The 21,892-nt window shown below is 69.8% G+C and carries 21 protein-coding genes; 3 read left to right on the forward strand and 18 right to left on the reverse strand.

What is annotated here, in order from left to right; genetic code table 11:
• Entirely contained in the window at positions 1–1,113 is a 1,113-nt protein-coding gene (locus IEY55_RS11880) for an OmpA family protein (protein ID WP_189057017.1), read from the reverse strand.
• Positions 1,114–1,255: 142 nt separating this feature from the next.
• On the opposite strand from IEY55_RS11880, the gene rarD reads away from it, so the two are divergent.
• Positions 1,256–2,230: an EamA family transporter RarD gene (gene rarD / locus IEY55_RS11885; RefSeq protein WP_189057019.1), complete on the forward strand. Its 975-nt coding sequence runs from the start codon at positions 1,256–1,258 to the stop codon at positions 2,228–2,230.
• 118 nt (positions 2,231–2,348) lie between these two features.
• Here the strand turns inward: rarD and IEY55_RS11890 are convergent, their stop codons facing one another.
• From IEY55_RS11890 to IEY55_RS11970, 17 genes are all read right to left on the reverse strand, one after another.
• Positions 2,349–3,380 carry a polyprenyl synthetase family protein gene (locus tag IEY55_RS11890; protein ID WP_308424747.1) on the reverse strand — a complete coding sequence of 344 codons (1,032 nt, stop codon included), beginning with the start codon at positions 3,378–3,380 and terminating at the stop codon, positions 2,349–2,351.
• Between the two features lie 42 nt (positions 3,381–3,422).
• Positions 3,423–5,009 (reverse strand): NADH-quinone oxidoreductase subunit NuoN, encoded by a 1,587-nt coding sequence (gene nuoN, locus IEY55_RS11895; protein WP_373290000.1) that lies wholly within the window; start codon positions 5,007–5,009, stop codon positions 3,423–3,425.
• A gap of 6 nt (positions 5,010–5,015) precedes the next feature.
• Positions 5,016–6,590 (reverse strand): NADH-quinone oxidoreductase subunit M, encoded by a 1,575-nt coding sequence (locus tag IEY55_RS11900; protein WP_189057021.1) that lies wholly within the window; start codon positions 6,588–6,590, stop codon positions 5,016–5,018.
• Positions 6,587–8,494 (reverse strand): NADH-quinone oxidoreductase subunit L, encoded by a 1,908-nt coding sequence (gene nuoL / locus IEY55_RS11905; protein WP_189057149.1) that lies wholly within the window; start codon positions 8,492–8,494, stop codon positions 6,587–6,589. Before nuoL ends, IEY55_RS11900 begins: the two co-directional genes overlap by 4 nt.
• A 78-nt stretch (positions 8,495–8,572) precedes the next feature.
• Positions 8,573–8,872, reverse strand: a complete 300-nt coding sequence (gene nuoK, locus IEY55_RS11910; protein WP_189057023.1) for an NADH-quinone oxidoreductase subunit NuoK — start codon at positions 8,870–8,872, stop codon at positions 8,573–8,575.
• On the reverse strand, positions 8,869–9,894 hold the full coding sequence (locus IEY55_RS11915) for an NADH-quinone oxidoreductase subunit J (protein WP_189057151.1): 1,026 nt from the start codon (positions 9,892–9,894) through the stop codon (positions 8,869–8,871). The genes nuoK and IEY55_RS11915 overlap by 4 nt, the downstream gene beginning before the upstream one ends.
• A gap of 5 nt (positions 9,895–9,899) precedes the next feature.
• A complete protein-coding gene (nuoI, locus tag IEY55_RS11920) occupies positions 9,900–10,469 on the reverse strand; it encodes an NADH-quinone oxidoreductase subunit NuoI (RefSeq protein WP_189057025.1) in 570 nt (189 codons plus the stop codon).
• Positions 10,456–11,829 (reverse strand): NADH-quinone oxidoreductase subunit NuoH, encoded by a 1,374-nt coding sequence (gene nuoH, locus IEY55_RS11925; RefSeq protein WP_189057027.1) that lies wholly within the window; start codon positions 11,827–11,829, stop codon positions 10,456–10,458. The genes nuoI and nuoH overlap by 14 nt, the downstream gene beginning before the upstream one ends.
• Positions 11,826–14,327, reverse strand: coding sequence for an NADH-quinone oxidoreductase subunit G (locus IEY55_RS11930; RefSeq protein WP_189057029.1), 2,502 nt, complete (start codon positions 14,325–14,327; stop codon positions 11,826–11,828). The genes nuoH and IEY55_RS11930 overlap by 4 nt, the downstream gene beginning before the upstream one ends.
• Positions 14,324–15,640: an NADH-quinone oxidoreductase subunit NuoF gene (gene nuoF, locus IEY55_RS11935; RefSeq protein ID WP_189057031.1), complete on the reverse strand. Its 1,317-nt coding sequence runs from the start codon at positions 15,638–15,640 to the stop codon at positions 14,324–14,326. Before nuoF ends, IEY55_RS11930 begins: the two co-directional genes overlap by 4 nt.
• Before the next feature lie 10 nt (positions 15,641–15,650).
• Positions 15,651–16,415: an NADH-quinone oxidoreductase subunit NuoE gene (gene nuoE / locus IEY55_RS11940; protein ID WP_189057153.1), complete on the reverse strand. Its 765-nt coding sequence runs from the start codon at positions 16,413–16,415 to the stop codon at positions 15,651–15,653.
• Positions 16,416–16,438: 23 nt separating this feature from the next.
• On the reverse strand, positions 16,439–17,782 hold the full coding sequence (locus tag IEY55_RS11945) for an NADH-quinone oxidoreductase subunit D (protein ID WP_189057033.1): 1,344 nt from the start codon (positions 17,780–17,782) through the stop codon (positions 16,439–16,441).
• Positions 17,783–17,851: 69 nt separating this feature from the next.
• Positions 17,852–18,610 carry an NADH-quinone oxidoreductase subunit C gene (locus IEY55_RS11950; protein ID WP_189057035.1) on the reverse strand — a complete coding sequence of 253 codons (759 nt, stop codon included), beginning with the start codon at positions 18,608–18,610 and terminating at the stop codon, positions 17,852–17,854.
• A gap of 5 nt (positions 18,611–18,615) precedes the next feature.
• Positions 18,616–19,167 carry a NuoB/complex I 20 kDa subunit family protein gene (locus tag IEY55_RS11955; protein ID WP_189057037.1) on the reverse strand — a complete coding sequence of 184 codons (552 nt, stop codon included), beginning with the start codon at positions 19,165–19,167 and terminating at the stop codon, positions 18,616–18,618.
• Positions 19,168–19,186: 19 nt separating this feature from the next.
• The gene (locus IEY55_RS11960) at positions 19,187–19,594 is read right to left on the reverse strand and encodes an NADH-quinone oxidoreductase subunit A (protein ID WP_189057155.1); all 408 of its coding nucleotides are present in this window, start codon (positions 19,592–19,594) and stop codon (positions 19,187–19,189) included.
• A gap of 570 nt (positions 19,595–20,164) precedes the next feature.
• A complete protein-coding gene (locus IEY55_RS11965) occupies positions 20,165–20,428 on the reverse strand; it encodes a DUF397 domain-containing protein (RefSeq protein WP_189057039.1) in 264 nt (87 codons plus the stop codon).
• Between the two features lie 22 nt (positions 20,429–20,450).
• A complete protein-coding gene (locus tag IEY55_RS11970) occupies positions 20,451–21,311 on the reverse strand; it encodes a helix-turn-helix domain-containing protein (RefSeq protein WP_189057041.1) in 861 nt (286 codons plus the stop codon).
• A 114-nt stretch (positions 21,312–21,425) separates the two neighbouring features.
• Here IEY55_RS11970 and IEY55_RS11975 point away from each other — a divergent pair, with 114 nt between their 5' ends.
• Both IEY55_RS11975 and IEY55_RS11980 read left to right on the forward strand, forming a co-directional pair.
• The gene (locus IEY55_RS11975) at positions 21,426–21,638 is read left to right on the forward strand and encodes a hypothetical protein (protein ID WP_189057043.1); all 213 of its coding nucleotides are present in this window, start codon (positions 21,426–21,428) and stop codon (positions 21,636–21,638) included.
• On the forward strand, positions 21,635–21,838 hold the full coding sequence (locus IEY55_RS11980) for a hypothetical protein (protein WP_189057045.1): 204 nt from the start codon (positions 21,635–21,637) through the stop codon (positions 21,836–21,838). Before IEY55_RS11975 ends, IEY55_RS11980 begins: the two co-directional genes overlap by 4 nt.
• The last annotated feature ends 54 nt before the right edge of the window (positions 21,839–21,892 follow it).

Genomic DNA, 21,892 nt, shown 5'->3' on the forward strand with positions numbered 1-21,892 from the left:
CTACCGAACGGTGATCTCGACCCGGCGGTTCGCCGCCTTGCCCGCTGCCGTGTTGTTGTCCGCCCGCGGCCGAGAGTCCCCATAGCCCTTGGCGACGACCTGTCCGGCCGGGAAACCCTGGTGAACGAGCCGGCGGCGGACCACCTCGGCCCGCTGCTGGCTCAGTCGCACCGCATTGGCCTCCGCGCCCGGACCGGCCGCGACGTGCCCACCGACCTCTACGGTGCGGTCGGTGGCTTCGGCCAGCAACTGGGCGGCTCGGCGCACGGCCTCGACTCCCTCCGCCGTGAGCTCCGCGGTATTCGGCCGGAACGTGATGGGGTGCTCGCCGAGCAAACGGTCGAGCCGTTCCTGTAGTTCGTTGTCTCGGGCAGCACGCGCGGATCCCTCGCGCGTGACTACCAGTCGACTATGAACCTCCACGCCGGGAACCGCGCGTCGAACGGCGTTCTCTATCCGTTGTTTCGCGACGGGGTCGGGTGCGGTGCCGGTCAGGACCACGCCCAGCGGCCCCCACGAGACCGTGCGCTCGCCCGCCGGATGCGCGGCGGCTTTTGCCAGCTCTCCGAAAGCTTCCGGTTTACCGACGGTGTCCACGCCCGGACGTACCTGCAGCGCGCCAATGACCGCACGGCCGCAGGAATGCTCGATTTCCCGCACCATTGCCCGGCGGGTCGCCTCGTCCGGCACGGGCCCGGTCAGCGCGACCTGGTCCCCGGTGAAGGTCATGGTGACGGGTTCGGCTTCGGCGGGCGCGGGGCGCGTGCTGGCCGGCTGCGCCTCGGCCACGGTGACGGTGCGGACGCCGGCGAGGTCGTCCACCAGCTGGTGGGCTTGGTTGCCGCGGCCCGCGGGCACCCGGGCGAGGCTGGCGTCCCGGCCGTCCATGGTCACGTGGGCGTCGATGCCGGCACCCTGCAGTGCGCGTCGGGCCCGGTCGGCAAGGTCCTGCTCGATGCTGCGGCCGGTGGTCATGGTCGCCGCACCGGCCACGACCGTGGGAGTGAGCACGGCTGCCACCAGCCAGCTCGTCCACGCCGCCCGGTCGCCGCGCCACCACGCCGCCCGGCGCTCATCGTGCGGGTCGGTGTCCCGACCCGGGCCCCTGCCCACGTCCCTGCCTCCGCTTCCGCCCGTCTCGTCGCTGCCCGTCGTACCGGACCAACAATTTCACCCTATGGGGCGCGGTGATCGAACCGGAGTACGTGACATTGCGCTCAGCATCTGATTTGCCTACTCCCCGTAAGGTATAGCCATGCCGTCGACCACCAAACTTCATCCGAACAGGTCGACGGCAACACCGGAGAACCGCCCTGACCCGAAGGGCGTCGCCCTCGGTGCGAGCGCCTACCTGCTGTGGGGACTCGCCCCCGCCTACTTCGGGTTGCTCGCCCCCGCCGGACCGGTCGAGATCCTCGCCCAACGGCTCACCTGGACATTCGTGGTGATGCTGGTCGTCGCCACCGTGACGCGCCGATGGTTGGCGTTACGGCGGCTGCCCGGCCGCGGCTGGGCCATGGTCGCCGCCGCGTCCGTGCTGATCAGCGTCAACTGGGGAACGTACGTCTACAGCGTCACCAGTGGGCACGTGGTCGAGGCTGCCCTGGGCTACTTCATCAATCCACTGATCAGCGTGCTGCTGGGGATCGTGGTGCTGCGGGAGCGGTTGCGCCGCGGGCAGTGGATCGCGCTGGCGGTGGCCGGCATGGCGATCGCCGTGCTCACCGTCGACTACGGGCGGGTGCCGGTGATCGCGCTGGTCCTTGCGCTCAGCTTCGGGACGTATGGCCTGCTCAAGAAGACCGTGCCGCTGGATTCGGCGGGGAGCCTGACGGCCGAGGGGTTGATCCTCGGGCCGCTGGCGATCGGTGCCGTGCTGTGGTGGCAGCTGACCGGCCAGGGAACGTTCACCGATCACGGTGTGGGACACGCCCTACTGCTCGTTGCGGCCGGCCCGGTGACCGTGGTGCCGCTGCTGTTGTTCGGGGCGGCGACGCGGCGGATCCCGCTGGCGATGGTCGGGCTGCTGCAGTACCTGACCCCGACGCTGCAGTTCGTCTGGGGTGTGCTGGTGGCGCGGGAGCCGATGCCGGCCTCCCGGTGGATCGGGTTCGCGCTGGTCTGGGTGGCCCTGGTGGTGTTCACGGTGGACGCCGTGCGCGCCGCCCGCCGCCCTCGCCATCCCGGTGCGCCGGCCCGCCAGCCCACAGCCCCGATCGCCGGCGACTGAGACGCCCCAGCCGGCCCCAGCGCGTCCGCCGAAAACCGCGCGGGCTGGAGCCGCCGGCGGATCCGGCGCCTGCAAGCAGGCGCGTACCGCATGGCCGGCGAGAACCAGAAGGCCGGGCTCAGTGCGTGCGCGCCACCATGTAGTCGGTCAGCGTCTTCAGGGCGTCCCGGGCCGGGCAGGCCGGCAGGGTCGCCAGCTCGGCCCGGGCCCGCTCGGCGTAGCCGGCCAGCGTCTCCCGGGCCCGCTCCAGCCCGGTCGAGGCGCGCAGCAGCTCCAGTGCCTCCACGACCAGGTCGTCGTCGGTGATCGGCTTGGCCAGCAGCTCCCGCAGCCGGTCGCCGCGCTCCCCGTCCTCCTCCAGCGCGTAGAGCATCGGCAGCGTCAGCACGCCCTCGCGCAGGTCGGTGCCCGGCGTCTTGCCCGACTCCTGGCCGGGCGAGGCGATGTCGATCACGTCGTCGGAGATCTGGAAGGCGGCCCCGACGACCTCGCCGAACCGCTCCAGCGCCGCCACGTGCTCGGGCTCGGCGCCGGAGAACATGCCGCCGTAACGGCCGCAGGCGGCGATGAGCGAACCGGTCTTCTCCGCCACCACCCGCAGGTAGTGCTCGATCGGGTCCTCCCCCTCGGGCACCCCCACGGTCTCTCTCAGCTGCCCGGTGACCAGCTCGGCGAACGTGGTCGACAGGATGCGACCCGCCTCCGGCCCCAGGTCGGCCACCAGCCGGGAGGCGTGGGCGAACAAGAAGTCACCGGTGAGGATCGCCACGGTGTTGTCCCAGCGCGCGTTCGCACTGACCGCGCCCCGCCGCATGGTGGCCTCGTCCATCACGTCGTCGTGGTAGAGCGTGGCCAGGTGCACCAGCTCGACGACGGCGGCGGCCTTGGTGACGTCCTCCCGCTCCGGATCACCGAAGTGAGCGGCAAGCAACGTGAACAACGGCCGGAACCGCTTGCCCCCGGCGTCGACCAGGTGCAAGGAGGTCTCGGTCAGGAAGTGGAAGTCGTGCTGCACCACCGAGTGCAGTAGCTCCTCTACCCGGTCCAGGCCCTCCCGCACCGCCTCGGCCAGCGCGGAGTCGGCCAGCTCCATCCGGACGTTGCCATGGCCACCGCCCGGGCCGGCACCGTCGGAGTGCCCGCCCCCCATTGATGTCCTCGTCGTCACGTCTCCGTCGCCCTATCGCCGCTGTCACGGGGCGAATGCGAGCCCGGGGCCGACCCAGTCCAGGGCGACCGCGGGGTACACACCCAGCAGCAGCGTAACCAGGACGCCCAGGGTGATCGCCACGGTGGTGAACACACCGGGAACGGTCACGGTCGGGCCGTCGGGGGCGGGGTCGCTGAAGAACATCAACACCACCACCCGCAGGTAGAAGAACGCCGCGACCGCGCTCATCAGCAACGCGATCACGACCAGTGGCGCCATCCCGTCCTGCACGGCGGCCGTGAACACCACGAACTTGCCGATGAAGCCACTGGTGAGCGGGATCCCGGCCAGGGCGAGCAACAGGAAGGTGAACACCCAGGCGGTCACCGGGGACCGCTTCGCCAGGCCAGCCCACTGGGACAGGTGGGTCGCCTCACCGTCGGCGTCCCGTACCAGGCTGATGATTCCGAACACAGCCAGCGTCGTGAAGCCGTAGGCGAGCAGGTAGAACAACGTCGCCGAACGGCCCTCCTCGGTCAGGGCCAGCGCCCCGACCAGCAGGAACCCGGCGTGCGCGATCGAGGAGTAGGCGATCATGCGCTTGATGTCGGTCTGCGTGAGACCGAGCACCGCGCCGATGGCCATCGAGGCGATCGCGATCGCCCACAGCACTCCCCGCCACTCCCAGCTACTGGCCTGGAACGCGACGTGGAAGACGCGCACGATCGCCCCGAACGCCGCCACCTTCGTGCACGCCGCCATGAACGCGGTCACCGGCGTGGGCGCGCCCTGGTACACGTCCGGCGTCCAGGCGTGGAAGGGACCAACCGACGCCTTGAACATCAGGCCCACCACGAGCAACCCGAGTCCCACGAACAGCAGGGTGTCCGACCGGTCACCGGCGGTCGTGGCCGTGGCGATGTCGGTGAGCTTCACCGAGCCCGCGTAGCCGTAGAGCAGCGCCAGCCCGTAGAGGAAGAACGCCGAGGCGAACGCACCGAGCAGGAAGTACTTGACCGCGGCCTCCTGCGACAGCAGGCGCCGCCGCCGGGCCAGGCCGCACATCAGGTACAGCGGGAGGCTGAGCACCTCCAGCGCGATGAACATCGTCAGCAGATCGTTCGCGGCGGTGAAGACCATCATCCCGCCGAGCGCGAACAGCGTGAGCGGGAAGATCTCGGTCCGCATCCCGGCCGGCCCCGTCCCACCGGGCGCGATGTTGAGCGCGTGGTCCTGCACCGACCCGGCGCGCACCGCGGCCTGCGCGACGAACGAGCCGCCGGGCTCGATCGTGCGGTCGGCGATCAACAGCACGGCCGCGAGCGCCAACGCGATCAACGTGCCCCACAGGAACAACGCGGGCCGGTCCACTGCGAGCCGGTCGGCCAGCGTGGTGGTGGGGTTGGTGAACTCGCGCAGGTACAGGCCGAAGGCGAGCCCGGCGGTGCCGATCGACAGCAACGCCAGTACAACCTGCCAGGTCCACCGGGTGTGCCGCGGGAAGAACGCCTCCACCAGCACGCCCAGGCACGCCCCACCGAACACGATGAGGATGGGCGCGACGGCGGCGAAGTCGATCGCCGGGGCCTCGACCGGACCCTGGGCGAAAACGGTGGTCAGGGTCGACACGTTCACCTACTTGCCTCCCTGCGCGGTGACCGGGTCGGTCACGCCCGCCTCGGTCATGGTTGCGCCGACCGACGGGGTGACCACGTCGAGCAGCGGCTTGGGGTAGACACCCAGCCCCAGCACGGCAACCACCAGCGGGGCGAGCACGACCAGTTCCCGCTTGGACAGGTCGGGCACCTCGGCCCGCGCGGGATCGCCCACCGCGCCCGGACCCGGGGCCGCCTCGACCAGCGCGGTGCCGCGCACCGGGCCGTGGAACACCCGCTGGTAGAGCCAGAGCACGTACAGCGCGGCCAGCACCATGCCCAGCGCCGCGACCACGGTGAAGACCGGCTCGCGCGGGAACGAGCCCAACAGCACCAGGAACTCGCTGATGAACGAGTTGGTGCCGGGCAGCGACAGTGTGGTCAGACCCGCGACGAGGAAGAGCCCGCCGAGCACCGGCGTCACCCTGGCCATGCCGCCGTAGTCGGAGATCAGCCGCGAGCCGCCCCGCGCAGCGACCATTCCGATGAGCAGCAACAGCATTCCGGTGGCGATGCTGTGGTTGACCATGTAGGTCACCGCTCCGGCCTGCGCCTGGCTGCTGAAGGCGAAGATGCCCAACGCGATGAAGCCGAAGTGCGAGATCGACACGTAGGCGATCATGCGCTGCATGTCGCGTTGCCCCACGGCGAGCAGCGCGCCGTACAGCACGCCGGCCACCGCGAGCGCGAGTACCCACGGCGCCAGTTCCTGGCTGGCAGCCGGGAAAAGCGCCAGGTTGTAGCGCAGGAAACCGAAGGTGCCGACCTTGTCCAGCACGCCCACCAGGATCACGGCCACGCCGATCGGCGCCTCCGACGCGGCATCGGGCAGCCAGGTGTGGAACGGCACCAGCGGCGCCTTGATCGCGAATGCCGCGAAGAACCCGAGGAAAAGCCAGATCTGCAACGACAACGGCGCGTCGCGCATCACGCCGACCAGCGTCTGCCAGTCGAAGGTCCCGGACCCCGTCTTGTCGGCGGCATAGACGTACGCGCCGATCGCGGAGGCCAGCATGAGCAGGCCGCCGAGGAACGAGTACAGGAAGAACTTCACCGCCGCGTACTGCCTGCGCTGGCCGCCGTAGCCGCCGATGAGGAAGTACATCGGGATCAGCATGATCTCGAAGAGCACGTAGAACAGGAAGACGTCGGTGGCGGCGAAGACCCCGACCATCAGGCCCTGTTGCAGCAGCAACAGCGACAGGAAGCTGCCGAGGCTGCGGCCCGTGGGCGGCTGGAAGTTCCACGAGAACCCGATGACGATCGGCACCAGCAGCGCGATCACCGCGACCATGACGAGCGCGATGCCGTCGACGCCGAACGACAGGTGCACGCCCACCGGCGCGATCCAGTCGGCCGAGCTGACCATCTGCAGCCGGGCGCCACCGGGCTGGTAGCTCGCCCACACGGCGGCGGCCAGCGCCAGCTCGATGAACGAGAAGCCCAGCGCGGTGCCGCGCGCGGCGACGTCGCTGCCCCGCACCAGGGCCACGATGACGGCGCCGACGACGGGCACCGCCATCAGTGCCAGCAGGAGAACGGCCGAGGTCGTCATGCGAACCTCACCACCATGAGCGCGGCGATCACCAGGACCGAACCTCCCAGCATGCTCAGCGCGTAGGAGCGCACGAAACCGGTTTGCAGCCGGCGGAGCCGGCTCGAACTACCGCCGAGCAACGCGGCGATGCCGTTCACCAGGCCGTCGACGCCCCTGTTGTCCAGGAACACCAGCGCCCGGGCCAGCCAGGTGCCCGTCCGCGCGACCAACGTCTCGTTGACGGCGTTGGCGTACAGGTCGGCACGGGCGGCGCGCACCGGCAGCGACACCCGTTCCGGCCGCTCCACCGGAACCGGCCGGCGCCCGACGACCAGCCACGCGACCAGGGCACCCAACGCGACCAGGGTGATGGTCAGGCCCGTGATCGCCAGCGCGGGCAGCGGCCCGTGTGCCTCCTGCAGCCCGCCCAGCGAGGGCGCCAGGTACCCGGTCAGTCGGTGGCCCTGGGCGAAGAAGAAACCCGCGCCCACCGAGCCGAGGGCCAGCAGGATCATGGGGACGGTCATCACCAACGGCGACTCGTGCGGGTGGTACTCGCGACCGTCCTCGGTCCTCAGCTCCCGCCACCGTTCCTTGCCGAAGAACACCATCAGCATCAGGCGAGTCATGTAGAAGGCGGTGATACCGGCGCCGAGCAACGCCGCGCCGCCGAAGACCCAGCCGCGCCAGCCGGCCTGGCCGAAGGCGGCCTCGATGATGGCGTCCTTGGAGAAGAAGCCGGACAGCCCCGGGAACCCGATCAGCGCCAGGTAGGCCAGGCCCCAGGTGGCGAAGGTGATCGGCATGTACCGCCACAGCCCGCCCAGCCGGCGGATGTTGCCCTCGTCGTTCATGCCGTGCATCACCGAGCCCGCACCGAGGAACAGGCCGGCCTTGAAGAAGCCGTGGGTGAGCAGGTGCATGATGCCGAGCGCGTAGCCGAACGGGCCGAGGCCGACGGCGAGGATCATGTACCCGATCTGGCTCACCGTGGAGTAGGCGAGCACCTTCTTGAAGTCGTCGTAGGCGCAGCCGATGATCGCACCGAGCAGCAACGTGATCGCGCCAATGGCCATCACGGCCAGCCGCCCGTCCGCGGTCAGGTTGTAGATCGGGTTGGCTCGCGCGATCAGGTAGACACCGGCGGTGACCATCGTTGCGGCGTGGATGAGCGCGGAGACCGGGGTGGGACCTTCCATCGCGTCCGGCAACCACGCCTGCAGCGGGAACTGGCCGGACTTACCGGCTGCGCCCAGCAGGATCAGCAGCGTGAGCGCGACGAGCTGGGCGCTGGAGAACTCACCGGCCCGCGCGAACACCTCGGTGTACTGCGTGGTGCCGAGCTGGGCGAACATGATGAAGATCGCCAGGGCCAGGCCGACGTCACCGACCCGGTTCATCAGGAACGCCTTCTTCGCCGCGGTGGCCGCGGCCGGCCGGTGGTGCCAGAACGCGATCAGCAGGTACGAGGCGAGACCGACGCCCTCCCAGCCGAAGTACAACGACACGAAACTGTTGCCCAGAACCAGCAGCAGCATCGCGGCGACGAACAGGTTGAGATAGGCGAAGAACTTCCGGCGGTTCGGGTCGTGCGCCATGTAGCCGATCGAGTAGATGTGGATCAGCGCTCCCACACCCGTGACCAGCAGCACGAACACCAGGGACAGCGGATCGAGCCGCAGTCCGAAGTCGACCTGGAGCGCGTTGACCGGGATCCAGGAGAACAGCGACAGCTCCCGGACCCGCGCCGCCTCACCGAACGCACCGGCGGACAGGAACAGCGCCAGCCCGTAGCCGAAGGCGGCGAGCACCGTGGCGCAGCCGAGCAGGTGGCCCCACGCGTTGGTGCGGCGCCCGCCGAGCAGCAGCACGGCCGCACCGAAGGCGGGCAGCGCGATCAGCAGCCAGGCGTGCTGCGCGATCCCCTCCGCGGGAAGCGGGCTGGCGGCCAGGAAGTACGGCCCCTGTGCGGCGATTCCACTCGTCACCTGACGCCCCTTTTAGTACTTGAGCAGGTTGGCGTCGTCGACCGAGGCCGAGCGACGGGTTCGGAAGATGGACATGATGATCGCCAGTCCGACGACCACCTCCGCGGCGGCCACGACCATCACGAAGAACGCCATCACCTGGCCGTCCAGCGACCCGTTGACCCGGGCGAAGGTGACCAGCGACAGGTTCACGGCGTTGAGCATCAGCTCGATGCACATGAACACGACGATCGCGTTGCGTCGCACCAGTACGCCGACGGTGCCGATGGTGAACAGCAACGCGGACAGCATCAGGTAGTAGGTATGGGTCACCGCCGGGCCTCCGAAGAACGCGCTGTGTGCGCCGATTCCGCATCGTCCGAAGTGGACGTTGTCTCCCGCGTCTCCCGCGCGTCGTCCGGGTCTGCGGCCGGGTGGGTACTCCCGTGCCCGTTGTTGGTGTGCCCGGGCGGCTGAGCCTCACCGCTGCCGCCGCCCGAGGTCTCCTCGGGCGTCTCGTGCTCGTGCGGTGCCAGCGCGTGCGCGTCGGGTCCGGGCACCTCGCCCCGCACCTCGGCGATGTCGCCGGCCAGCGCCTCCCGCGTCGTGGACTCGATGATCTCCGACAGCGACTCGGGCGCGATCGACCCGTCCGGCAGGAGTGCCGGCGTGGCAACGGAGTTCGCGGTGGCGTAGACGCCGGGCCCGGGCAGTGGCGAGGGACGCTCGTACTCGCCGCGGAACCGGGCCTCGGCCAGCTCCCGCTGGGTGCGCCGCGTACCGCGGCGCTTGTCGGTGAACGCCAGCACCATCGCGCCGACCGCGGCGGTGATCAGCAGGGCCGAGGTCAGTTCGAACGGGAACAGGTAGTCGGTGAAGATCAGCCGACCCAGGTTGACCACGTTCCCGTCGCCCGCGTTGACGTGTGCCAGGCCGACCGCCTGCACCCCGACCAGCGCCCGGGCCAGGCCACCGGCCATCAGGCCGGCGAAACCCAGGCCGAGCACGGCGGCGGCGAGACGCTGGCCACGCAACACCTCGACCACCGAGTCCGAGCTGTCCCGGCCCACGAGCATGAGCACGAACAGGAACAGCATCATGATCGCGCCGGTGTAGACGATGATCTGCACCACGCCGAGGAACGGTGCCCGCTGCGCCATGTACAGCACGCCGAGGCTCAACATGCTCAACGCCAGCCACAGCGCGGAGTGCACGGCGTTGCGGGCGAACACCATCCCCAGTCCGCCGGCCACCGCCAGCGGGCCGAGGATCCAGAAGGCGATGGTCTCCCCGGTGGTGATGGTTTCGGTGGCCTGCTGCGCGAGCGGCAGCGCCGTGAAAGCGTGTACCAGCATCGCGCTCACCGCTGGACCTCCTGCGACCCGTTGGTCTGCGGCCCGTTGGTGAAGCGCTGCCCGGCCTCCCGCGCGAGGTCCGGACCCTTCACGTAGTAGTCCTGCTCGGTCTGGCCGAGCCGCATCGGGTGCGGCGGCGCCTCCATCCCCGGCAGCAGCGGGGCGAGCAGGTCCTCCTTGGTGTAGATGAGCTTCTGCCGGTCGTCGTCGGCCAGCTCGTACTCGCTGATCATGGTGAGCGCCCGGGTCGGGCACGCCTCGATGCACAGGCCGCAGCCGATGCAGCGCAAATAGTTGATCTGGTAGTCCCGGCCGTACCGCTCGCCGGGCGAGTACCGCTCGGCCTCGGTGTTGTCCCCGCCCTCGACGTAGATCGCGTCCGCGGGGCAGGCCCACGCGCACAGCTCGCAGCCGACGCACTTCTCCAGCCCGTCCGGGTGCCGGTTGAGCTGGTGGCGGCCGTGGTACCGCGGCGCGGGCACCTTCTTGACCTCGGGGTAGGACTCGGTGACCACCTTCTTGAACATCGTGGAGAAGGTGACCCCGAAGCCCTTGAGGGGATCAAGGAGTCCCATCGCCGTCCTCCTTCCGTCCCGGGCCGGACCCGATCGCGGTCCGCCCGGTGTCCTGTGCGGCTGGCACGCTGTCCCCTTCGCCCTCCCGGTGGTGCCTGCCGCCGAGTTCCCGGCGAACCCGCGGTGTCCTGGGCACCTTCAGGTCCGGCGGCGGGAGCGGGTAGTCACTGCCGGACACCGGGAGTTCGGTCTCCTCGTGCCGCACCGCCCGGTCCGGGAGCAGGAAGGTGACCAGCAGCAGGGCCACGAGCAGGATGCCGCCGACGATGAGGATCTGCTGGCTGGTGATGCCCTGCGTGGTGCGCAGCGCCCGGATCGTGCTGACCGCGAGGAACCACAGCAGGGCGACCGGGACCAGGACCTTCCAGCCCAGCCGCATGAACTGGTCGTACCGCAGCCGCGGCAGCGTGCCGCGCAGCCAGATGAACACGAACAGGAAGAACAGGGTCTTGCCGAGGAACCACAACAGCGGCCACCAGCCGGTGTTGAGCACGCCGTCGCCGACCGCCGACAGCGGCCAGGGCGCCCGCCAACCACCGAAGAACAGCGTGGTGGCCAGTGCCGAGACCGTGACCATGTTGATGTACTCGGAGAGGAAGAACAACGCGAACTTCAGCGACGAGTACTCGGTGTGGAATCCGCCGACCAGCTCGGACTCGGCCTCGGGCAGGTCGAACGGGGCGCGGTTGGTCTCCCCGACCATCGACGCCATGTAGATCACGAAGCTGATCGGCAGCAGCCAGAAGAACCAGCCGTGCGCCTGCGCCTCCACGATGCCGGCGGTGGACAGCGTCCCGGAGTAGAGGACCACCGACACGATGGCCAGGCCCATGGCGATCTCGTAGGAGATGACCTGGGCGGCCGAGCGCAGCGAGCCCAGCAGCGGGTAGGGCGAGCCGGAGGACCAGCCGGACAACACGATGCCGTAGACGCCGACCGCGGCGACGGCGAGCACGACGAGCACGCCCACCGGCAGGTCGACCAGCTGCAGCGCGGTCCGCTCGCCGAAGATCGACACCTCCGGCCCCATCGGGATGACCGCGAAGGCCAAGAACGCCGGGATGGTGGAGATCACCGGAGCCAGGAAGTACACCCACTTGTCGGCCAGGACCGGCCGGATGTCTTCCTTGAACGCCAGCTTCAGGCCGTCGGCCAGGGACTGCAGCATGCCGAACGGGCCGACCCGGTTCGGGCCGATCCGGTGCTGCATCCGGGCGACCACGCGCCGCTCGAACCAGATCATGAACAACGTCATCACGACGAGCAACGCGAAGATCGCGATGACCTTGCCGATGATCAGCCAGAGCGGGTCGTCCGCGAGCAGCTCCTGCACCGGCGTGCCCTGTGCCAGCCGGGTCATGCCTCACCTCCGGTCGGGGCCGCGGTGACGGTGACGAGCGCGCCGTGACCGGCGCCGAGGTTGCGGCGCACCGCCGACGGCCCGGAGTTGGTGGGCAGCCACACCACGCCGTCCGGCAGGTCGGTCTCGGCGGCGGGCAGCGTCACCGCGCCGCGCTCGGTGGCCACCGTGACCGGCTCACCGAAGACGACGCCGAGCCGCCGCGCGGTGACGGCGGACAACCGCGCGACCGGCGCCCGCGCCGTTCCGGCCAGGTGTGGCTCGCCGTCCTGCAGCGAGCCGTTGTCGATGAGCTGCCGCCAGGTGGCGAGCACGGCCTGTCCCTGTCCGGGCCGGTGTGCCGCGCTGGCCGGTTCCCGGGGCGTGTCCGGCCTCCGTCCACTGTAGACACCCAGCCGCTGCAGGTCGTCGGCGGTCGCCTCCGGGGTCTGGGTGAACAGGTCGGCGTCCATCTCCACGGCCAGCGTGTCCAGCACCCGGCAGTCCGGCACCGCCCCGGTGCCTTCCAGGATGGTGCCGAACGGCCGCTGCCGGCCCTCCCAGTTGAGGTAGCTGCCGGACTTCTCCACCGCGGGCGCCACCGGGAGCACCACGTCGGCGTGCGCGGTCACCGCGCTGTGCCGCAGTTCCAGGCTGACCACGAAGTCGGCGGCGCGCAGCGCCTCCTCGGCGAGCCGGGGGTCGGGCAGGTCGTAGGGGTCGACGCCGCCGACGACGAGTCCGGACAGCTCGCCGGAGGTGGCGGCGGCCAGCATGGCACCGGTGTCGCGGCCGGGTCGGGCGGGCAGCGCACCGGGCCGCAGGCCCCAGGACAGCTCGACCTCGGCCCGGGCATCCGGGTCGGTCACCGGCCGGCCGCCGGGCAGCAGCGTGGGCAGCACGCCCGCCTCCAGCGCGCCGCGCTCGCCGGCCCGGCGCGGGACCCACGCCAGCCGGGCTCCGGTCAGGTCGGCCAGCCGGACCACCGCGGAGAACAGGCCGGGAATCTCGGCGGCGCGCTCACCCACCAGCACAACGGATCCGGTGCGGCGCAACGCTTCCACGACGTCCGCGCGCTCCGAGCGCAGCGGCAGCGCGGACACGACCGTCGCCTCCGCCCCGGGCGCGCACGCGACCAGCTCGCCGAAGGTCTTCTCCACCGACGGCGTCCGCCACTGTCCGATGTGGAACACCCGGGTCTTCCCGGTGCGCGCGGCCTTGCGCAGCCGTAGAAAGACGATGGGCGACTCCTCCTCCGGCTCGAAGGCGACGCACAGCACCGCGGGTGCCGCCTCCAGGTCGGCGTAGCTGACGCCCTCGTCGTCGAGCCGGGTACCGACCACCTCCGAGGCGAGGAACTCCAGTTCCTCGGTGGAATGCGGGCGGGCACGGAAGTCGACGTCGTTCGTACCGAGTGCGACGCGGGCGAACTTCGCGTAGGCGTAGGCGTCCTCGACGGTGAGCCGACCGCCGGCCAGCACACCGACCCCGTTCTTCTTCCGCGCGGCCAGCAGGCCGTCGGCGGCCGTGCGCAACGCCTCGGTCCACGACGCCTCACGCAGCTCGCCGCTCCTGTCGTCGCGCACCATCGGCCGCAGCACCCGGTCGGCGGCGGTGGTGTAGGTGAAGGCGAAGCGCCCCTTGTCGCAGTTCCATTCCTCGTTGACCGCCGGGTCCTCACCGGCCAGCCGACGCATCACCTTGCCGCGCCGCCAGTCGGTGCGCTGCGCGCATCCGGACGCACAGTGCTCGCACACGCTGGGTGTGGACATCAGGTCGAACGGGCGGGCCCGGAACCGGTAGGCGGCACTGGTCAGCGCCCCGACCGGGCAGATCTGGATGGTGTTGCCGGAGAAGTAGCTCTGCTCGCCGGTGCCGCCCGCACCCTCGATCGCGGCCGTGCCCGAGGTGCCCACCTGCTGGTGCACGCCGCGCTCCAGCATGTCCAGGAACCGGTCCCCGGCGATCTGCTGGGAGAACCGGGTGCACCGCTGGCACAGCACGCACCGCTCCCGGTCCAGCAGGATCTGGCTGGTGACCGGGATCGGCTTGGGGAAGGTGCGCTTGACGTCGACGAACCGCGAGTCCGCGCGGCCGTGCTTGAGTGCCTGGTTCTGCAGCGGGCACTCGCCACCCTTGTCGCAGATCGGGCAGTCCAGGGGGTGGTTGATGAGCAGCAGCTCCATCACGCCCTGCTGCGCCTTGTCCGCCACCGGCGAGGTGCGCTGCGTCCGCACCACCATGCCGTCGGCCACGGCCATCGTGCAGGACGCCTGCGGCTTCGGCATCGGCCGGCCGCCCATCTCCACCTCGACCAGGCACTGGCGGCACGCGCCGGCCGGCTCGAGGAGCGGGTGGTCACAGAACCGCGGGATGACGATGCCCAGCCGCTCCGCGGTCCGGATGAGCATCTCGCCCTTGGGCGCGACCACGTCCACGCCGTCGATCGTCAGGCGGACGTGGCCCTCCGGTACGGGCGGGGCTTCGCCCTGCTGGTTCTGCTCCGGGGCAACTGTCATGACTGCGCTCCCGCGAGTGCCGGCTGGTTCTTCTCGCACAGTTCGAGGAACTCGTGCCTGAAGTACTTGATGGCGCTGGTGATCGGGCTGGTGGCGCCGTCACCGAGGGCGCAGAACGAGCGCCCGAGGATGTTGTCGCAGACGTCGAGCAACGTCTCGACGTCCTCCGGCGTGCCCTCCCCGCGCAACATCCGCTGCAGGACCTGGGCCAGCCAGAAGGTTCCCTCCCGGCACGGCGTGCACTTGCCGCAGGACTCGTGCTCGTAGAACTCGGTCCACTTCATGACGGCCCAGGGCACCGACACCGTCTCGTTGAACACCTGGATCGCGGTGGTGCCGAGCATCGAGCCAGCCTCGGCCGCGCCCTCGAAGTCGAGCGGGACGTCCAGGTGCTCGGCGGTGAGCAGTGGCGTGGAGGAACCGCCCGGGGTCCAGAACTTCAGCGGGATGTTGTCCTTCATGCCGCCGGCCAGCTTCAGCAGCTCCCGCAACGTGATGCCCAGCGGCGCCTCGTACTGGCCGGGCCGCTCGACGTGCCCGGTGATCGAGTAGATCTTGGGCCCCGGCGACTTCTCCGTGCCCATCGTCCGGAACCAGCCTGAGCCACCGTTGACGATGTAGGGCACGCTGGCGATGGTCTCCACGTTGTTGACCACGGTGGGCGCGGAGTAGAGGCCGGCGGTCGCCGGGAACGGCGGCTTGAGCCGCGGCTGGCCCCGCTTGCCCTCCAGCGAGTCGAGCAGGGCGGTCTCCTCGCCGCAGATGTACGCGCCGGCCCCCGCGTGCACCACGACGTCGAGGTCGAAGCCCGAGCCCAGGATGTCCTTGCCCAGGTACCCGGCCCGGTACGCCTCCTGCACCGCGGCGTGCACCCGGCGGATGCAGTGCAGGGCCTCGCCGCGGACGTAGATGGCCGCGTAGTGGGAACGGATCGCGTACGCGGTGATGATGACGCCTTCGACGAGGGAGTGCGGGTCGGCCATCATCAGCGGCACGTCCTTGCACGTGCCCGGCTCGCCCTCGTCGGCGTTGATGACCAGGTAGTGCGGCTTGCCGTCGTTCTGCGGGATGAAGCCCCACTTCATGCCGGCCGGGAAGCCGGCACCACCACGGCCGCGCAGCCCGGAGTCCTTGACCAGCTGGATGAGCTGGTCGGGGTGGGCGCGCAACGCCTTGCGCAGCGCGGTATAGCCCTCCAGCTGCTCGTAGGTCTTCAGCGTCCAGGAGCGCGGGGACATCCAGCGCTTGGTGAGGACCGGCGTCACCGGGCCGACCCGCGCGTCGCGGCCGTCGGCTCCGTTCGTCGCGTTCATGCCCGCCCCCTCACTTCTTCTCCGGCACGTCGGGCAGGGGCGCGTCGTCCGGCATGGCCGGTGCCGTCCAGCCCTGCTCCTGGGCGAGCCAGGCGCCCCGCAGCGTCTCCGGCGACGCCGAGGGACCATCCACATCGGACTCGCGGCCCCCGAAGAAACCGGCGAGCTGCAGCCCGACCTGCTTGAAGTCGGTCAGTGGCGCGCCGCGGGTGGGGTTCGGCCGCTCCCCCCGCTGCAACGCCTTCACCAGCTCCACCGCGGACTCCGGCGTCTGCTTGTCGAAGAACTCGTAGTTGACCTGCAGCACGGGGGCGAAGTCGCAGGCGGCCAGGCACTCGACGTGCTCCAGGGTGACCGAGCCGGGCGTACCCGGTTCGCCGGCCGTCTCCTCGTGCCCGAGCGGGCGCTCCTCGCCGCCGAGGTGCTCGGCGAGCGTGCGGTAGATCTTCTCGCCGCCCAGTGCCGCGCAGAGCGTGTTGGTGCACACGCTCACCAGGTGCTCGCCGCAGGGGCGGCGCTTGTACATGGTGTAGAAGGTGGCGACCGCGCTCACCTCAGCCTTGCTGAGGTCGAGCTGCTCTGCACAGAACTCGATCCCGGCCTGGCTGACGTAGCCCTCCACCGACTGCACCAGGTGCAGCAGCGGCAGCAGGGCGGACTGCGCCACCGGGTACCTCGCGATGATCTGCTTGGCCTTGGTGCGGACATCCGAAGAAAACACTGCGGACACCGCGGTTCCGACGGTCGCGTCCGGACGGTGGGCCGATCCGCCCATCGTGGACTCGTTCGGCGACTCGCTCACCGGTCCACACCTCCCATCACGGGGTCCAGCGACGCCACCGACGCGATGACGTCCGCCACCAGCCCGCCCTCGCACATGGCTGGCATCGCCTGGAGGTTGACGAAGCTGGGCTCGCGGGCGTGCACCCGCAACGGCCGGGTGCCGCCGTCGGAGACCAGGTGGTAGCCCAGCTCGCCGCGCGGCGACTCGACCGGCACGTAGACCTGGCCGGGCGGGACGTCGAAGCCCTCGGTCACCAGCTTGAAGTGGTGGATCAGGGCTTCCATGGACTGGCCCATGATCCGCCGCACGTGCTCCAGGGAGTTGCCCATGCCGTCCGGGCCGATGGTGAGCTGGGCCGGCCAGGCGATCTTCTTGTCCGCCACCATGACCGGGCCCGGCTCCAGCTTGTCCAGGCACTGCCGGACGATGCGCAGCGACTGGTGGATCTCGGCCACCCGCAGCAGGTAGCGGGCGTAGCAGTCGGCGTCGGTGCTGGTCGGGACGTCGAACTCGTACTCCTCGTAACCGCAGTACGGCTCGACCTTGCGCAGGTCCCAGGGCAGCCCGGCCGAGCGAAGTACCGGCCCGGTGACGCCGAGCTGCAGGCAGCCGTCCAGGGGCAGGTACCCGACGCCCCGCAGCCGCTTCTTCCAGATCGTCTGGCCGGTCAGCAGTTTGTCGTAGTCGGGCAGCCGGTGGTCCATCACCTTGAGGAAGTCCCGGATCTTCTGCCCGTAGCCCTCGGGGAGGTCCTGGGCCAGGCCGCCGGGCCGGATGAACGCGTGGTTCATCCGCAGTCCGGTGAGGAACTCCAGCAGGTGCAGGACCTCCTCGCGCTCCCGGAAACCGGAGGTCATCGCGGTGAGCGCGCCCAGCTCCATGCCGCCGGTGGCGAGCGCGACCAGGTGCGAGCTGACCCGGTTCAGCTCCATCAGCAGGACCCGGATCACCTGGGCACGGCGCGGCACCTCGATGCCGAGTAGCTTCTCCACCGCCATGCAGTAGGCGGCCTCGTTGTGCAGTGGCGCCAGGTAGTCCGCGCGCGTCACGAAGGTGACGCCCTGCGTCCAGTTCCGGTACTCGCAGTTCTTCTCGATGCCCGTGTGCAGGTAGCCGATCACCGCGCGGGCCTGGGTGACCGTCTCACCCTCCAGCTCCAGCACGATCCGGAGCACGCCGTGCGTCGACGGGTGTTGTGGGCCGAGGTTGATGACGATCCGCTCGTCGTGGGTGACGTCGTCCAGGATCGTGTCCCAGTCGCCACCGGTGACGGTGTAGACGCGACCCTCGGTCGTCTCGCGGGCCGAGGCGTACGGGTCGCCCATCTCGTGGTGGTGGAAGTCAGTGTCGGTACTCATCGGGTCATGCCCTCCGAAAAAGGCGCCGCAGGCGCGGCAACGGGCTTCGTGGGCCGTTCGCCACGGGCGTCACGAGTAGGCCCTCCGCTGGTCCGGCGGCGGGATCTCCGCGCCCTTGTACTCCACCGGCACGCCACCGAGCGGGTAGTCCCTGCGTTGCGGGTGCCCGTCCCAGTCGTCCGGCATGAGGATGCGGGTCAGCGCGGGGTGTCCGTCGTAGACGATGCCGAACATGTCCCACGCCTCCCGCTCGTGCCAGTCGGCGGTCGGATACACCTCGACGACGCTGGGGATGTGTGGGTCGTCGACGTCCACACACACCTCCAGGCGGATGCGCCGCCGGTAGGTCATCGACGTCAGCTGGTAGACCGAGTGCAGCCGCTGCGGGACCTCCGGCCCGTAGTCCACACCGGACACTGAGCTGCACAGCTCGAACCGCAACGCCGGGTCGTCGCGCAGGATCCGGCAGGTCTCCACCAGATGCTCGCGCCGGAGGTAGAAGGTGATCTCCCCGCGGTCGATGGTCACCTGCTGCACGGCCTCATGCGGGACGCCGTGCTCGGTGAGCGCGTCGGCGAGCTGGTCGGCGACCTCGTCGAACCAGCCGCCATAGGGCCGCTCGCTCGGCGGCGGGGTGTAGGCGGGCAGCCGCAGGCCGCCGAACCCGGTGGTGTCACCGGTGTCCTGCACGCCGAACATGCCCCTGCGGGACCGACCGGCAACCACGCCGGGTCCCCCGTTGCCGGTCGTCGGCTCCAGCTCGGCCCGGTGCCGCGGGTGCTCCTCACCCGGGGCGGGGGTGCCCTTGCTCGGCTCGTCGCTGCTCATACCGCTCACTTCTTCTTCGCGTAGCGGACGGAGGACGGAACAAGCTCGGTGTGGTAGCCACTCTCCGCGAGCTGTTTGGCCCGCTTCGGTCCGAGCGGCTCGTCCATGATCTTCGCGTGGATCTTCAGGATCGCGTCCATGAGCATCTCCGGGCGCGGCGGGCAGCCCGGGAGGTACATGTCGACCGGCACGACGTGGTCGACGCCCTGCACGACGGCGTAGTTGTTGAACATGCCGCCGGAAGAGGCGCACACGCCCATCGAGAGCACCCAGCGCGGCTCGGGCATCTGGTCGTAGATCTGGCGCAGTACGGGCGCCATCTTCTGCGACACCCGACCGGCGACGATCATCAGGTCGGCCTGCCGGGGCGAGGCGCGGAACACCTCCATGCCGAAGCGTGCCAGGTCGTAGCGGGGCGCGCCGGTGGTCATCATCTCGATGGCGCAGCAGGCCAGGCCGAACGTGGCCGGCCACAGCGAGGACTTGCGGGTCCAGTTGACCAGCTTCTCCACGCTGGTCAGCAGGATCCCGTTGGGAAGGTGTTCTTCCAGACCCACGGCGTGACCTCCCCCTCGATCAGTTCCAGTCCAGGCCGCCGCGCCGCCATACGTACACGTAGGCGAAGCCGACGGTGATGATGAACAGGGCGATCTCGACCAGCCCGAACACGCCGAGCGCGTCCGCCGACACCGCGAACGGGTAGAGGAACACCATCTCGATGTCGAACAGGATGAAGAGCATCGCCGTCAGGTAGTAGGCGACCGGCATGCGACCGCCGCCGACGATCGGCTGCGGTGAGGGCTCGATCCCGCACTCGTAGGCGTCGAGCTTGGCGCGGTTGTAGCGGCGCGGGCCGACAAAGGGCGCGATCACCACGGAGAAGATCGCGAATCCCGCGGCGAGGACGAACAGCAGGACGAGCGGGACGTACAGGGCGAGCCCGGTCGCCGGGTCGGCGGGCGGCGGTTGCTGCGCCGGGTGCACCGGGGCGGCCAACGCCGCCTCGATCACCGGTCCGGCAACGGTGGTGGTCACCCCGAGCACTGGCACCGTGCCCGTCCTTTCGTCAGCGTCGCTCCCACTGCGGCGCGCCACCCTCCGGGCGCCTCGGCGGCGACCCTAAGCGGGCGATCACGTTCACCCCCAGTGAGGCTCTCCTAACTCGGCGCGTAGCTTGTGAACTGGTTCACGAACTCTTGCAGCGCAGTCTACGACGCGGGACGTGGTTGACGTCACCACCCCACCGGGAGCTGTTACGTGGGCGGTATCACACCTGGTCGGGACCGCTGTGAGGCGAGTCACCGGTGGTCTGGACGACCGCCGTCTGGCGGCCCCGCGGACCACCGAGCGGTTACCCCAGGTCAACCCCCATTCGGGTGATAGAAGCCGCCGCCAGCGGATTGCTCGATCGGACCAGTCGGCCGCCAGCCATTTGTCAACGCCACGTACGTCACAGCAACCCCGACAGCGACGATTCGGGCCCGGTTTCGGGGGCCGAGATCGAGAGAAGCCGGGCCAGGTGTCGACTGACCCGGCTCATGGGTGGGGGCAGCGTCAGAGGTCGAGCCGCCCGGCCTTGAGCGCGCGCTGGAAGGAGGACCAGGCGCGCCCGTCAAAGGTCAGCACAGGCCCAGTGGGCTTCTTGGAGTCCCGCACGGCGGTCAGGCTCGCCGCCGGAGCGACCTCCACACAGGCACCGCCGTTGCTACCACTACGGCTGCTCTTTCGCCATGCACCGACTTCAACGCAGTTGCCGCCGTTGCTGGCGCTTCGGCTGCTCTTCCGCCAGGACGCGATCGGTAAGTCGAGGATCATCATGGACAGCCCCCTTCATACGAGATCACCGAAACTCCCGGGCAGCTTTGGTGATCATGCGCCGGGACTCCTCTGGGCTTGCCGCGATCACCAGAAGCTGCCCGAAGACCACGTTATGCCACTCGATGTCGGCCCCGCGTTCGGGATAAAGAGCACCAGAAAGGCTGTCGCTGTAGACCACATCCGCCGAGGGGTCATCCCCAAACCGCAAGATCCAGAAGGAAAAGCCGACCGCCGCATGCTCGCCAGCAGCGAAGGGCAGCACACGGAGGTCAACATTAGGCAACTCGGCGGCACCAAGCAGATGCTTCAACTGCTCCCTCATCACGTCTGGCCCACCTACCGCCCGACGAAGCACGGCCTCGTTGATGACGAACCAGAAGAGCGGAGCTGGTGGGTCTTCGCGCGTCAACAGTTGCTGTCGCGCAAGGCGTGTCTGCACACGCCGCTCGACCTCCTCCGCTCCGGCGAAGGCACGAGCCGTAGCCATGATCGCTTCGGCATAGCCTTCGGATTGCAGCAGCCCGGGAACCAACTCGGCCTCGACGCACCGAACCTCGCTAGCTTCGCGTTCCAGAGCTGCATACCTCCGGAACCAGTTGGGCGCCGAGTCGACGTAGGTGGTCGCGGTCCGCTTGCGGTGGCGTGCGGCTTCGCCGAGCGCCAGGACCTGCGCACGCTGCTCACCGGTAACCCTGTAGAGCTTCAACAGCCGCTCCAGGTCCGAGAGCCGGATGCCGGTGAGGCCGTTCTCGATCCGGCTGACCATGCTGATCGTGCGGTCGATCGTGGCCGCCGCGTCGTCCCGTGAACGGCCAGCCTCCTCCCGGAGCCGGCGCAACTCCATCCCGAGCTGCCGCCGTTGCAGGCTCGGCTTGTCGGGCATCAGGACCTCCCGCGGACAGAATCCACCTGATCGAGTTCTCTGTCACCGCTCACGTGAGCGCTAGCCTCGTCGGTGACCTGGAGCACACGATCGACTACGGGGAGGAGCGTACCGATGCAGGTTCCCAGGCTGTTCGCCCTACTCCTGCACGAGGACGAGGACGGCGTCGAGACCGAGGAATACATCTGGGGTCTGGAGTTCCCGGATTACGCCATCATCTGCCACCGCGGCGGGGAGGGCTCGGTCTTCGGCGAGTTCTCCTCGGCCGAGCGGGCGCGGGACATCTACGGCTACGGCACCCGCTGCGAGCTCATCCGCGTTCCATGATCTGGTGGATCGGCGGCCCGGACCGCCGGCTACACGCGATCGACCGTTTCACCCGACGAGCCACCGGAACCGGCTGGCACGAAACCTGCTGCGGTCTCGCGCTACTTCCGATCCCGGTGGCCCTGCCGGAGGAGCCCGTCCCGTGCGGCAACTGCCAGGCAGCGGTGGGCCACGGCCCGCCTGACGAGGACGACTTCTAGCCGCCCCGTCAGGTTCCGGCAGCTCCGTCGGCTCGCGGCTCCATCAATGGGAAC

It is taken from the genome of Longimycelium tulufanense, assembly GCF_014645795.1.
GTDB lineage: Bacteria > Actinomycetota > Actinomycetes > Mycobacteriales > Pseudonocardiaceae > Longimycelium > Longimycelium tulufanense.

What these genes read in the sequence shown, in the direction of transcription:
- IEY55_RS11980 (WP_189057045.1), top strand. Translation starts at nt 21,635, where the DNA reads ATGATCTGGTGGATCGGCGGCCCGGACCGCCGGCTACACGCGATCGAC.
- IEY55_RS11915 (WP_189057151.1), bottom strand. Translation starts at nt 9,894, where the DNA reads ATGCTGGTACACGCTTTCACGGCGCTGCCGCTCGCGCAGCAGGCCACC.
- IEY55_RS11970 (WP_189057041.1), bottom strand. Translation starts at nt 21,311, where the DNA reads ATGCCCGACAAGCCGAGCCTGCAACGGCGGCAGCTCGGGATGGAGTTG.
- rarD (WP_189057019.1), top strand. Translation starts at nt 1,256, where the DNA reads ATGCCGTCGACCACCAAACTTCATCCGAACAGGTCGACGGCAACACCG.
- IEY55_RS11945 (WP_189057033.1), bottom strand. Translation starts at nt 17,782, where the DNA reads ATGAGTACCGACACTGACTTCCACCACCACGAGATGGGCGACCCGTAC.
- nuoF (WP_189057031.1), bottom strand. Translation starts at nt 15,640, where the DNA reads ATGAACGCGACGAACGGAGCCGACGGCCGCGACGCGCGGGTCGGCCCG.
- nuoE (WP_189057153.1), bottom strand. Translation starts at nt 16,415, where the DNA reads ATGGGCGGATCGGCCCACCGTCCGGACGCGACCGTCGGAACCGCGGTG.
- IEY55_RS11900 (WP_189057021.1), bottom strand. Translation starts at nt 6,590, where the DNA reads ATGACGACCTCGGCCGTTCTCCTGCTGGCACTGATGGCGGTGCCCGTC.
- IEY55_RS11930 (WP_189057029.1), bottom strand. Translation starts at nt 14,327, where the DNA reads ATGACAGTTGCCCCGGAGCAGAACCAGCAGGGCGAAGCCCCGCCCGTA.
- IEY55_RS11965 (WP_189057039.1), bottom strand. Translation starts at nt 20,428, where the DNA reads ATGATGATCCTCGACTTACCGATCGCGTCCTGGCGGAAGAGCAGCCGA.
- IEY55_RS11950 (WP_189057035.1), bottom strand. Translation starts at nt 18,610, where the DNA reads ATGAGCAGCGACGAGCCGAGCAAGGGCACCCCCGCCCCGGGTGAGGAG.
- IEY55_RS11890 (WP_308424747.1), bottom strand. Translation starts at nt 3,380, where the DNA reads ATGGGGGGCGGGCACTCCGACGGTGCCGGCCCGGGCGGTGGCCATGGC.
- IEY55_RS11975 (WP_189057043.1), top strand. Translation starts at nt 21,426, where the DNA reads ATGCAGGTTCCCAGGCTGTTCGCCCTACTCCTGCACGAGGACGAGGAC.
- nuoI (WP_189057025.1), bottom strand. Translation starts at nt 10,469, where the DNA reads ATGGGACTCCTTGATCCCCTCAAGGGCTTCGGGGTCACCTTCTCCACG.
- nuoH (WP_189057027.1), bottom strand. Translation starts at nt 11,829, where the DNA reads ATGACCCGGCTGGCACAGGGCACGCCGGTGCAGGAGCTGCTCGCGGAC.